Source organism: Xenorhabdus sp. KK7.4 (assembly GCF_963876465.1).
Taxonomy (GTDB): domain Bacteria; phylum Pseudomonadota; class Gammaproteobacteria; order Enterobacterales; family Enterobacteriaceae; genus Xenorhabdus; species Xenorhabdus stockiae.
The window spans coordinates 50,472-63,341 of record NZ_CAWNQF010000144.1; the positions used below are offsets into that span (position 1 = coordinate 50,472).

Genomic DNA, 12,870 nt, shown 5'->3' on the forward strand with positions numbered 1-12,870 from the left:
CTGAAGAAAATCATGAATAAATCTGAAAAAGTCATTTGGACAGAAGGGATGTTCTTACGCCCTCATCACTTCCAGCAGGCTGAAAGCTATCTGGAAGCCTATGTCCGTGATTGGGGGAAAGCCCAACTGCCTTATTATTGGGGTTTTCTGACTCTCGAACTGAATCAGGAATTTCTCAATCAGGGGAAAATTATGCTTTCCTCTGCGAGCGGTATTTTTCCGGATGGAACTCCATTCAGTTTTGATGGCGCTAATGCACCAGAGCCTTTACAACTCTCTGAAAATCAGACCGACATTAATGTCATGCTGGCGCTTCCCCACTTTCGGCGGGGCAGAGAAGAAGTCATTTTCAGTGAGCAGAAAAATTCGCTGGCGCGTTTCATCAGTTTTGAAACCGAAGTCAATGACTTTAATGCCATGTCAGTGGGCAGTGCTGCTTTACAATTCGGCAAAATGCGCCTGCGCCTGATGGCGGAATCTGATTTAACACCAGAATGGACTGCATTGAAGATTGTTCACGTAGTGAATAGAACCAGTGATAATAAAATATATCTTGATCAACAGTTCATTCCTCCCCTGCTCAACTGTTATGCCAGCCCGCAAGTAGCCGGGTTTGTAACCGATATTCAGGGGTTACTGGAACAGCGCCGCCAGCAGATAAGCCAGCGTTTATTACAGCTGGGACGACATAATGACTCTGAAATCATGGACTTTCTCTTACTGTCCCTTGTCAATCGCTACAGTGGTCAGGTAAACCACGCAAACAATTTATCATTATTGCACCCGGAAAGATTATTCAGCGAATGGCTGCAATTTGCCACTGAACTGGCGACATTCTCCCAAAGTCGTGTTCCTGATGAAAATCTTCCTCTCTATGATCATGACAATCTGACCCTGAGTTTTAATCAGCTTATGTTCCATCTGCGTCAGGGGTTGTCCATCATTCTGGAAGAACACGCTATTCAGTTACCACTCACTGAATACTCTCATGGCCTGAATATCGCCACACTACCTAATGCCAACATGGTGAATACATTCAGCTTTATTCTGGCTGTCCATGCTGAAACCACGAATGAAACCCTGATGAGCCATTTTCCGGCTCAGATGAAAATTGCCCCTGTCGGGCGTATCCGTGAATTAGTTCAATTGCAGTTACCCGGTATTGCAATACGGGCTTTGCCATCTGTGCCTAGGCAAATTCCCTGGCACTCAGGGTATGTCTATTTCGAACTAGAAAAAGAGGGCGATTTGTGGAAACAAATGGATAAAGCCGGTGGCTTTGCATTGCATCTGGCGGGTGATTTTCCCGGTTTAAATATGGAGTTTTGGGCTGTCCGTAACCAGCCTAAACAACCTAAATGAAGGTAACGACGCCTATGATGAGACAAGAAGCTCTTCATACTGATCAGATATGGCTTGCTGATGACACCCGTGAGAATCCGTTGGTGGCTGCGGCCAATCCTCTGCTGAATACGATCCCAAAAATCCGGCACACCACCTCCCACCCGGATCCTGCAGATTTACGGCAACATCTGATCGATGAAATACGACGCTTTGAAGTCGCATGTCAACAGGTAAACCAACCCTATGAAGTTATTATCGGAGCGCGTTACTGTTTGTGCACCGCCTTAGACGAAGCGGCCGCCCTGACTCCATGGGGAAGCCGTAGTGTCTGGTCAGGTAGTGGATTATTGGTCACGTTTCATAATGAAACCTGGGGTGGTGAAAAATTCTTTCAGCTTCTGGCTAAACTATCACAAAACCCCAAAGAGAATTTATTTCTGCTGGAATTGATTAATTTTTGTCTCCAGCTAGGGTTTGAAGGACGCTACCGCATCATGGATAACGGTCGTTCTCAGCTGGAAACACTAAAACAACGTCTGTACCAGTTGATCCATTCAATCCGGGGCAATTATCCGGCCGAGCTGTCACCTAATTTGCAGTTGCTCAAAAAACCCAATAAAGCCTGGAAACCTTTCTTACCCATGTGGGTTTGTCTGCTATTTCTGTGTTTTTTGGGCTGTATCCTGTATATCAGCCTGAACTGGCGACTGGGTAATATCACTACCCCGGTTTTATCCTCTATCTACCAGACCAGTCTGCCCAATGTGCCCGACAGAAAAATATCATTGCCACCACCTCCTGCACCAGTAAAAAAGGAAAAACCGAATCTAAGAAGCCGATTGCAAGCTGAAATATCTGCCGGGCTGTTAACCGTATCCGTGAATGATAAGAATGTGATTACACTGGAGGGGGATGGTGTATTCAGATCTGGTTCATCTCGCATCAAGAAAAACTATTTATATGTTATCAAACGTATTGCAGAAGAGATGAATCATTACAAAGGTGAAATTCTGGTGGTCGGATATACCGATAATGTACCCATTTATTCATCATCTTTTTCCTCTAATTACGCATTATCGCTGGCCAGAGCCAAATCTGTCCAAAAAGAACTCCAGCGCTATCTGGAGCAGCCGGGACGCGTCAAAACAGAGGGAAAAGGTGCAAGCGATCCTCTGGTACCCAATAACACCCCCGCCAACCGGGCTAAAAACAGACGAGTAGAAATCACGCTGTTAGTTTCTCCTGATGCTCAAATAAAGTGAGGAAACTAAGATGTTGAATGTGCTCCTTTCTATTATCACCAGCAGACTGACATGGAGTTTTATCGGAATAACGATACTTGCTTGCATTATCGGTTTCTGGGGGCCCATTATTTCTGTTGGTGATGTTGTACCATTTAAATCATTTACAATACGGGTAGCCACCATTGCCTTCCTTTACTTTTTTTGGGTTATTAGTTTACTCGTTCCTCACTTATACCGGACTTGGCTGAATAAAAAACTGGCTAATCAGCTGAATATTATCAAAGGCAGCGAATCCGAAAAGACGCAGGAAAAACAACAAAATGAACAGCACCTGTCCCTGTCAGAACGTTTTTCTGATGCTGTAAAATTATTAAGAAAGGCTTATTTTTCCGGCCTGAATGGTAAAAATAAACCCACCCTGAGAGGTTTTTTCAGCCGCCAGTACCTGTACCAATTACCCTGGTATCTGGTCATCGGGGCGCCGGGTTCAGGTAAAACAACTGCGCTGTCGAATTCCGGCCTGAATTTTCCACTATTAGATTATTTCGGCAGAGCTGCCCTGTACAGCATGCAGGATAGTAATAGCTGTAACTGGTGGTTCACAACTAATGCCGTTCTGCTGGATACCGCCGGGCGCTATACGATTCAGGATAATACTGTCCAAAAATCCAATTTCAGAGAATGGAAAACATTTATTAAGCTGTTGAAGAAATACCGCACACGTCAGCCTATTAATGGAGTTATCCTGACCCTCAGTGTGGAAGATTTGCTGAATCCATCGACAGAAGCCCGTGATAACCACGCCTATATGCTGCGCAGGCGCTTATCGGAATTACATGAAAAATTTAAGACTCAGTTTCCGGTTTATCTTTTTATTACTAAAACCGACTTGTTAAAAGGCTTCACTGCCTATTTTACGCACCTTGATAAAGCATCACGCGAACAAATTTGGGGGCTGACCTTTCCACAGAACAACAAAATGGACTGGAACATCAACGCTGCCTTTGACGAACAATACCGTCAGTTACAACGGCGACTGGATGCTGAATTACCCTATATTCTGCTGAATGAATCCAATCCACAGCAATCTGCTGAAAGTTATCTGTTTCCCCAGGAGTTTGCTGCCCTGCATCCGTATATTGCCCAGTATCTTGAGATAATTTTCGCCCGATCCGGCTTTGAAGCTCCCAGTTATCCCAGAGGGCTTTATTTCACCAGCGGTAAACAGGAAGGAATTCCGTTTGATTCTGTGATGGAAAAATTTAATCAAAATGTCCAGTTACCGACTGATAACAATAGTATTTCGATGTCATGGGGCAATGGTGAAGATAAAGGGATGCACTATCCCTCTCAGGCCCAGCAGCCGTACTTTCTGAAAAACTTACTGGAAGGCATTTTTCAGGAAGCCGGGCTTGCCAGTTATAACCGTTGGTGGATATACAAGAATCGGCTGGTTAACTGGTTAGGTTATATGACACTAATAGCGATCCTGATCGCGGTAACCACCTTATTTCTGACCAGTTATCACAATAATGAAAATTATCTTGCTGAAATTCAGGCAAAAATGCCGTCGATTACGAAACTGGGCGATGAGTTAAAGCAAAACACGAATAATGCTAATGAAGCAAATAATATCTATAACTTATTACCGATGTTGAACACGCTGGCCAATCTGGCCCAAAGTCAGCATTTTTCGCTGGACGATCCGCCGATATCTTATCGCATGGGCTTGTACACGGGTGAACTGGTCAACGATGCCGGACATGACCTGTATACGAAAGCACTACAATCATTACTGCTGCCACATGTCGCAAGGCTTGTCACCGATCAGCTAAAACAGGTCAGTAATAATGATATCGATAAAACATACAGTGCATTAAAGGCATATCAGATGTTATATCAACCCGACCATTATGACGGTAAGTTCCTGCGTAACTGGGTAATGCAGTATCTGGAAGCACAATTAGCACCCGATACTCCTGAGATACAATTCAAACAGCTGGACTGGCACCTCGGCCAGTTACTGGATAATCAGCCGGTTACATCACCCTATGTCTTTGATAGCTCACTGGTTGAAAGCAGGCAGGCGTTCATCAGCAGTACGCCTCTCGCAGTACGAACCTACGCCAGACTACAAAGCACTCTGCTGAACAACCCCGATTTAGAACCGGTCAATTTAGTTACCCTTGCCGGTCCACAGGCTGATCTGGCTTTTTCTCATATCAGTAATGAACCAATAACCAGTGGAGTTCCTGGGCTGTTTACGCCAGCGGGTTATCAGAAAATCATCAAAGATATGGAACCGTTGATTGCCGGTTCCTATATACAAGATAGCTGGGTGCTGGGTTCTTACGCCAAAAAACAGCCAGTTAAACTAGTTGAGCAATCTGTCCGGCAAATTTATGTTAATGACTATATTTATCAATGGGATAAATTTCTGGGTGATATTCGTTTAAACCATATTGATGATTTAACGCAGCGGGCTAACACTGCGCGCTTACTTTCATCTTCGGTTTCACCCCTGCGTCTTCTTCTGATCAATATCAGTAAAAATCTAACCCTGAATGATCCGCTCAATAGCCTGATGAATAAAGGCAAGAATATTGCGAAACTGGGTAGCTTAAGCAGCAAGACCAGTAATTTAGCCAATAAAGCCAATAGGTTAGCTAACCTGGCTCCCCAACAGATGATATTACAGAATAACGGGCAACCCTCACCGGAAAATATGTTAGAGGCACATTTTGCGCAAATTACCGATTTGGCGAAAAATCCGGACGGAAAAAACCCGCAAATACCTTTCGATGATATATTGAAAAAAATTGGTGACTTATACCAATACCTGACTTCAGTACAGAATGCCGTGAATACCGGTTCAACGTTTCCTCCCAATAATATTATCACTCAACTACAGACCGCATCAGAGCGACTGCCTATGCCGTTCAGGGATATGATCACCTCACTGGCAATCGGTGCCAGCAGTGATGCACAAATCAGCGATATGAGAAGTGTCGGTAAACAGCTCAGCTCTGAAATCGGCGGGTTTTGCAATCAGGCCATCACAAATCGTTATCCGCTGGTAGCTACGGCACATGTCGATATTAAACCAGATGATATGGCTCGCATGTTTGCCCCCGAAAAAGGGATGATGGACAGTTTTTACAAAAAGAACTTAGAGGGAAAAGTCGATACATCCCAGCCCCAATGGCGCTTTATGCCGGGTGTGGATGGCAAACCGCTGCCGGGAGGAGCAAGATTACTCCGGCCTTTCCAACAGGCTAAGATCATCAGTGATACATTCTTTGGGAACGGCACTCCTACACCGTCATTTACTGTCATGGTTCAGCCGATCAGTATGGGTAACCAAATATTGAGCATGGTTCTGAATGTCGGAGGGCAGCAGTTGCAATACAGCCACGGCCCTCAGGTTCCACAACTCATCAACTGGCCGGGGTCTACCGGAGTTAATCAGGCCAGTATTCAACTGAACTTAGCTGATGGTACAACAGCGACCTTATCCGCTTCCGGCCCCTGGGCGCTGAACCGATTGCTGGATAAAGCAAAACAAGTCTCGCATAGCAGTTCTGCCCATCATGATGATTCAGCTCTACAGGCCACATTTAATATTCAAGGCCACACTGTCGTACTGGGATTTACACCAAACAGTATTTTCAGTCCGTTTAAACTGCCTGCATTCTCCTGTCCGAATATGAAGAGCATATAAACGCCATGAGCCATGAAAACAGTACGAATATCGATGCGTTACTTGCGCCAATAAGCAGCAAGTTCCCTTGCGGAGAGAATCTCGAATACGATGATGATTTTCTGCTATTAGAACAAAGTCTCGTTGGCAAAACGGAACAACAGTTCGGTGATTTCCTGATCCCGGCCGAGCCCCCTAACTGGCTGGAAGTAGAAAAACAGGCCACAAACCTACTGCTGTCCCGGACTAAAGACCTGCGTATTATTATCGCCCTGATGCATGCATGGGTAGAAGCGCGTGGATTATCCGGTTATGCCGATGGTCTGGCTCTCCTTAAACAGATGTTGGAACGCTATTGGGATGAAGTGTGGCCAAAACTGGAATTTGATGGTGAATACGATCCTTTATTCCGTCTCAATACGCTGGCAGATATCGAAGACGGCTCTCCTCTGACCCTGAAAGTACAGAATTCGATTCTGCTGAAAAACGTTTTGCAGGAATTATCATTCCGTGATGTTTACTCACTACTCGACGGATCAATAACCGAAATTAGTGGCTATACAGGAGGACGTACACGTTTATTAAAGGAGTTAAAACAAGAATCGAGCAGCCCGGAAATATCTATACTGGTAGTTATTCGTGATCACGTCACAGCCCTGACTGAACTGATTCACCGGCATTTATCTGCCAGCCATTCACCTGAATTTTCGCTGCTGTTAAAACACCTGAATACGGTGATTGAGTTCAGTCTGTTAAAACCACCAGCCTCAGCAGAAGCTCCTATGACTGATAGCGATAAAGCCGCTTCTGAGTCTGAACCAGTGAGTAAACCGGCATCCACTTCAGTAAAAAATACGGTAATCCCCGAACCATCAGCTGACTTATCCTCATTCGACTGGTATGAAGTGGAAGCTCACAATCGCGAAGAAGTACGTATGTTGTTGGAAAAAGTGAAACTTTATTTCATCACACATGAACCGAGCCATCCCGCTCCGATGATGATTGACCGTATTCAACAGCTGATTGATCGTAATTTTATCGACATTATTTCTAATCTTGCACCAGAAGGGTTACATCAGCTCGCCATCATTTTTGGCTATGCTGATAATTCCGGTACAGATACAGACCAAGATGATACCCACTAACCGCTTATAACCTCTTATTCAGAGATTCAACGCATTATTCACTCTCCCCTTAATCTATCTAGCCAGTATTGGAGAATTTGTCATGAAATCCAGCGGACAAAAATTTATAGCTCGAAATCGCGCTCCCCGTGTCCAGATTGAATACGATGTCGAGCTTTATGGCTCAGAAAAAGTGGTTCAACTGCCGTTTGTCATGGGGGTTATGGCTGATTTGGCAGGGAAATCCACAGAAGCCCAGCCAGAAATTACTGATCGGAAATTTCTGGAAATCGATGTTGATAACTTTGACGAACGCATGAAGTCAATAAAACCCCGGGCTGCCTTTCAGGTTGATAACACCCTGACAGGTGATGGCAAACTGAATGTTGAACTGGTTTTTGAAAGAATGGAGGATTTTCAGCCAGATGCTATCGCTAAAAAGGTAGAGCCTTTGGCTAATCTGTTGGAAGCACGTACCCAACTGGCGAACCTGCTGTCTTATATGGATGGCAAAACTGGTGCAGAACAACTGATTGCCGAAATACTGCAAAACCCAGCCCTGTTGAAATCACTGGCGGAAGCGCCAAAACCTGAAGACAGCATTTCATCTGAAGACAACACGCCAGGATCAGATGAAAGCGCTGAAAATAAGGAGTAATTGATGAGCACGACCGAACAAGAAACCTTGTCTCAACAAGAGCAGACGCTAAAAGAGTACACGGCTGATGAGTTAAGTGTATTGCTCGGTAAGGAATTCCGCCCGCAAAGTGATCAGACCCGTAGTGCCGTTGAAAATGCGGTCAAAACACTGGCGCAGCAGGCACTGGAAAATACAGTGACGCTCTCTGGTGATACCTATCGTACCATCCAGTCACTGATTGCCGAAATTGATACCAAAATCTCACAGCAAATGAACCATATCCTGCACCATGATGAGTTTCAGACACTCGAAGGCGCATGGCGGGGTCTGCATTATCTGATTAATAACACGGAAACGGATGAAATGCTGAAAATCCGTGTGATGTGTCTGTCCAAAAAAGAACTTCGTAACACCTTAAAACGCTTTAAGGGTATCAGCTGGGATCAAAGCCCACTGTTTAAGAAAATCTATGAAGCGGAATATGGCCAGTTTGGTGGTGAACCTTTCGGCTGTCTGGTGGGAGATTACTATTTTGACCACACTGCACCGGACGTTGAACTATTGCGCCAAATATCACAAATCAGCGCCTCAGCACACTGCCCGTTTATTGCCGGAGCCGCACCCAGTGTGATGCAGATGAGCTCCTGGCAGGAGCTGGCTAATCCGCGCGATCTCACCAAAATATTCCAGAATACGGAATACGCCCCCTGGCGGAGTTTACGTGAATCAGAAGACGTCCGTTACATCGGATTAGCATTACCGCGTTTTCTGTCCCGTTTACCTTATGGTGCTCTGACAAATCCCGTTGATAACTTCAATTTTGAAGAGAATACCGATGGGCCTACCCACGAAAATTATACCTGGGCGAATGCAGCTTATGCGATGGCTGTTAATATTAACCGCTCATTTAAACTGTATGGCTGGTGTACCTCTATCCGTGGCGTAGAATCCGGCGGCATTGTGGAAAATCTGCCTTGTTATACTTTCCCCTCTGATGACGGCGGCGTGGATATGAAATGCCCCACCGAAATTGCCATCAGTGACCGCCGTGAGGCTGAATTAGCTAAAAATGGCTTTATTCCGCTCCTGCACCGTAAAAACACCGATATGGCCGCCTTTATTGGTGCCCAGTCACTACAAAAACCCTCGGAATATTATGATCCTGATGCAACAGCGAATGCCAACCTTTCGGCTCGTCTGCCCTATTTGTTTGCTTGCTGCCGCTTTGCCCATTATCTGAAATGTATCGTCCGTGACAAGATCGGGACATTTCAGGAGCGCAGTGATATGGAACGCTGGCTGAATGAGTGGATCACAAATTATGTCGATGGTGACCCAGTCAATTCAACACCGTTCACTAAAGCCAAGAAACCACTGGCAGCCGCAGAAGTTCAGGTCGAAGAGATTGAGAGCAACCCGGGATACTATCAGGCTAAATTTTTCCTGCGGCCTCACTATCAATTAGAAGGCCTGACAGTTTCTCTACGCCTGGTTTCAAAATTACCCTCACTAAAAGGAGCATGATACTAATCACTTATTTTTCAACACAAAACCCAATATCACTATTTTAGTTATCTTTCTGTAGCAGTACCTCCCTCTCTCTATATGTGTATCCCAATAAACATCGATGGGATGCCAATGTTACATACAACTCCTTCATTAAACTTTAATTAAGATTAAGGCGAAAAATTATGTCTACTCTTCCAACGCCCGATGCGTATATTTTCTTCACTGATATTAAAGGCGAATCTGGTGATGAAAAACATAAAGACTGGACAGCCGTCCATTCCTTTAAAATAGATGTGATTAACAACATCAATAAATCTAATCAAGGGACTGGTTTAGGTGGAGGCATTGTTGAAGTCAGCAATCTCCATTTAAATCTTCTGTTTGATAAATCAGCTATCACTTTGCGCAAATATGTTGTTTCAGGGAAGCATATTAAGGAAGTTAAACTCCATGTTCGCCGGCAAGGTGGCTCACAAGAATCCTGGTATGAGCTGACCCTGACACAAGCTATGGTTGCAGACGCCAGACTTGTATACGGAGATAGCAACTTCTATTGTGACGTTCAGCTTGCCTTCCAAAAACATAAAGAAAGCTACTTCCCACAAGACTTCCAGGGTAAAAAAGGTGCTGAAGTTACCTATACCTGGGATTCCTACACTAATAAACTGGAATAATACACCGTGGATTTTACTGATAACCTCCTTGAAACAAGGAGGTTATCCTCATCCACATTATCCTTATCAACAATAAGGATCCACGCTTATGCGATTCACCATTGTTAAAAACAACAGTACAAGCCAGCCAACACAACTGAGTTATGAATTCTCTCCTCCGGGGGGAACTATCGGCCACTGTAAAGATAATAGTTGGATTTTACCTGATGCTGAGCAGGGCATTGCCCGTGTTCAGGCTATTGTATCCATCAATACAGATGGCAAATGTCGGATCACCAATCTGGGTTCTGCAACTGAGCTTTTGCTGAATACAATCCCTGTGGCTCCGAATCGTCAGGTTGAAATCCGCGATGGTGACGTACTGAATATTGGCAGTTATCAGATTCAGGTCATTGATCCCTACCAAAATGCACAATTACAAACTGATATTTCTGCTACCAGTGTATCCTCTGAATCGGATACGCAGGGTATTCCCAGTGAAGTCTGGGATGGCCTTGAAAAAATTTTTACGATCCCTGATACTCCGACATCCTCTGACAAGCATCAGGCATCATCGGATGGAAATGACCATAACCCGCTGTTTCCCTCCAGCCAACAAGAAAACGATGAACGTAATCCCATTGATCCATTAGCAAAAATCAAAACAACTGCTGATCTGAATACCTTACAGCTACGAGCGAAAGATCCCGTGACTATGTTCAATTCAGATCCCCTCTTCCGGCAGGAAGATATTCTTAATGATAATACGCCGACAACCTTATTCCAGAATGATAAAGAATATGATTTTGAGCACAATGATAAGGAAGGTGAAATTGATCCACTGGCGTTATTTTCTGACCAGAATGTTAAACAAAAACAAAATACTAAAAATGAAGACCCTCTGGATTTGATGTTAGGCACTGCCGCGCCACTAACATCTCCTGATCATCCCAAAATTGCCGAACCTAAATCGGTTTCTGTCACACAATCTGCATCTGATCATAATACACAATCAGAAGCTCAACTCTCTCCTTTACCTCCGCTCTTCACAACAGAAGAGCTATCCAGAGAAATAAACCAAGATTTAGTCACAAACCAGTTCAGCACAGAAACAGAAGAAACAATGGGAGAAGATACCTTCTTTAACCCACCTAATAAGCAGACTGACCTGAGTCATCAGCCTTATATTGATCAGCAGATTAAGCAACTTAGCACACCACCACATATCAGTAATGATGACCCTATTTATGAACGGCTGAATATCGATCCCATCAGCTATAAATCCGATGAACATGTGACAGAGGGTGTCAAGCTGGAAGGAAAATTACTGGCAGCCCTACTAGAAGGTATGGGACTCAAAAATCTTCGACAGCCACAGTTTGATGAACACCGTATGTATCAGTTAGGTCAGCTTATCAGCCAGTTATCTCAGGGGCTTGTTGCATTAAATACTTCACGTACCCTACTGAAACGGGAAGCCGAAGCCGAAATAACCCAAATGTTATCAGATACCAATAATCCCTTTAAATTATTACCTTCTGGTCAATCAGTACTGGTTCAGATGTTTGGTGATCATATGCCGGGATTTATGTCTATTGAGCAGGCAACCCGCGATATTTTAATCGAATTACAAGCGCACCAACTGGGAATGATTGCCGGGATGCGAGCCATTACGGTAGATATCCTGCAACTTTTCCACCCCACTATTCTTGAGCAAAAAGCACGGGACGAAGGCGGCATGCCACGTTTGTCATTATCATCAACCTACAAAGCATCATTATGGGAATTCCTTACTAAGCATTATCAAAAAACAGCCAGTGAATTTGAGCACAACTCCGGCCTGTTTGGTAAGAACTTCCTGCTAGCTTATGAAAACGAAGTCAATAACTATAAAAATTCCCAGAAAAAAATAAAAAAACAGACCGGATAAAACCATCAACTCCTCAGATACAAATACCCCATGAATTTCAGCTTATGACCTGAAAGACAGCGGGAACAAACCTTTCAGCATATCAACTCTATTGCCCATAGTTATCTATTATCACGACTAACTATCATCACTGCTAATAATTAATAGGCTCCCCATGAATAACGATACGACTTTGATACATGGTGGTTATCATCGTCCGGGTAATACCAGACACATCACTGCCAGAGACAAAATGCAGCCTTCCCTGCTGGACAGGCTCACCGATAATGAACCCGATAAGAAAAAAGAGGCAACCAGTAATCATCTGATATCACATAATATATTACGCCAGAATCTTCTACGGGATTTACAGTGGTTACTCAATAGTATCAACGGCGAATCCGAACAGAACCTTTCCCCTTTCCCTGAAATCCGTCGCTCCGTCTATAATTTTGGCCTGGAGCCTCTGGCCGGTAAGCTCATGTCTGAAATCGAATGGGAGGATATCCAGCATAAGATCACTAAAGCGATACATATCTTTGAACCCCGCATTATTCCTGACGGTCTTGAAGTTAATTGTGTTTCGGATACCCACTCACTGACTTTGTACAACAGATTATCCATCGAGATCAGAGGGTTTTTATGGTGTGTTCCCTGGCCGCTTGAGTTCCTGTTTCACAGTGATATTGATTTAGAAAATGGCTATTTCACTATTAAAGAAGCTGGGTAAGCCGGCAAAAAACAGGA

The 12,870-nt window shown here is 44.2% G+C and carries 9 protein-coding genes; all 9 read left to right on the top strand.

Annotated features, from left to right (window positions below; genetic code table 11):
• Nucleotides 1-12 precede the first annotated feature (12 nt).
• Nucleotides 13-1,362: a type VI secretion system baseplate subunit TssK gene (tssK, locus tag AACS90_RS22005; RefSeq protein ID WP_099121517.1), complete on the top strand. Its 1,350-nt coding sequence runs from the start codon at nt 13-15 to the stop codon at nt 1,360-1,362.
• Between the two features lie 17 nt (nt 1,363-1,379).
• Complete coding sequence (locus AACS90_RS22010) at nt 1,380-2,606, top strand: DotU family type VI secretion system protein (RefSeq protein WP_099121606.1); 1,227 nt, start codon at nt 1,380-1,382, stop codon at nt 2,604-2,606.
• A 10-nt stretch (nt 2,607-2,616) separates the two neighbouring features.
• Nucleotides 2,617-6,309 (top strand): type VI secretion system membrane subunit TssM, encoded by a 3,693-nt coding sequence (gene tssM / locus AACS90_RS22015; RefSeq protein ID WP_099121518.1) that lies wholly within the window; start codon nt 2,617-2,619, stop codon nt 6,307-6,309.
• Nucleotides 6,310-6,314: 5 nt separating this feature from the next.
• Nucleotides 6,315-7,433 (top strand): type VI secretion system protein TssA, encoded by a 1,119-nt coding sequence (gene tssA / locus AACS90_RS22020; protein WP_099121519.1) that lies wholly within the window; start codon nt 6,315-6,317, stop codon nt 7,431-7,433.
• Between the two features lie 82 nt (nt 7,434-7,515).
• Nucleotides 7,516-8,070 carry a type VI secretion system contractile sheath small subunit gene (tssB, locus tag AACS90_RS22025; protein WP_099121520.1) on the top strand — a complete coding sequence of 185 codons (555 nt, stop codon included), beginning with the start codon at nt 7,516-7,518 and terminating at the stop codon, nt 8,068-8,070.
• Nucleotides 8,071-8,073: 3 nt separating this feature from the next.
• A complete protein-coding gene (gene tssC / locus AACS90_RS22030; protein WP_099121521.1) occupies nt 8,074-9,576 on the top strand; it encodes a type VI secretion system contractile sheath large subunit in 1,503 nt (500 codons plus the stop codon).
• 167 nt (nt 9,577-9,743) lie between these two features.
• Nucleotides 9,744-10,235 (top strand): Hcp family type VI secretion system effector, encoded by a 492-nt coding sequence (locus AACS90_RS22035; protein WP_099121522.1) that lies wholly within the window; start codon nt 9,744-9,746, stop codon nt 10,233-10,235.
• An 88-nt stretch (nt 10,236-10,323) separates the two neighbouring features.
• The gene (locus AACS90_RS22040) at nt 10,324-12,144 is read left to right on the top strand and encodes a type VI secretion system-associated FHA domain protein (protein WP_099121523.1); all 1,821 of its coding nucleotides are present in this window, start codon (nt 10,324-10,326) and stop codon (nt 12,142-12,144) included.
• 154 nt (nt 12,145-12,298) lie between these two features.
• Complete coding sequence (gene tssE, locus AACS90_RS22045) at nt 12,299-12,853, top strand: type VI secretion system baseplate subunit TssE (RefSeq protein WP_099121524.1); 555 nt, start codon at nt 12,299-12,301, stop codon at nt 12,851-12,853.
• The last annotated feature ends 17 nt before the right edge of the window (nt 12,854-12,870 follow it).

What these genes read in the sequence shown, in the direction of transcription:
- tssK (WP_099121517.1), top strand. Translation starts at nt 13, where the DNA reads ATGAATAAATCTGAAAAAGTCATTTGGACAGAAGGGATGTTCTTACGC.
- AACS90_RS22010 (WP_099121606.1), top strand. Translation starts at nt 1,380, where the DNA reads ATGAGACAAGAAGCTCTTCATACTGATCAGATATGGCTTGCTGATGAC.
- tssM (WP_099121518.1), top strand. Translation starts at nt 2,617, where the DNA reads ATGTTGAATGTGCTCCTTTCTATTATCACCAGCAGACTGACATGGAGT.
- tssA (WP_099121519.1), top strand. Translation starts at nt 6,315, where the DNA reads ATGAGCCATGAAAACAGTACGAATATCGATGCGTTACTTGCGCCAATA.
- tssB (WP_099121520.1), top strand. Translation starts at nt 7,516, where the DNA reads ATGAAATCCAGCGGACAAAAATTTATAGCTCGAAATCGCGCTCCCCGT.
- tssC (WP_099121521.1), top strand. Translation starts at nt 8,074, where the DNA reads ATGAGCACGACCGAACAAGAAACCTTGTCTCAACAAGAGCAGACGCTA.
- AACS90_RS22035 (WP_099121522.1), top strand. Translation starts at nt 9,744, where the DNA reads ATGTCTACTCTTCCAACGCCCGATGCGTATATTTTCTTCACTGATATT.
- AACS90_RS22040 (WP_099121523.1), top strand. Translation starts at nt 10,324, where the DNA reads ATGCGATTCACCATTGTTAAAAACAACAGTACAAGCCAGCCAACACAA.
- tssE (WP_099121524.1), top strand. Translation starts at nt 12,299, where the DNA reads ATGAATAACGATACGACTTTGATACATGGTGGTTATCATCGTCCGGGT.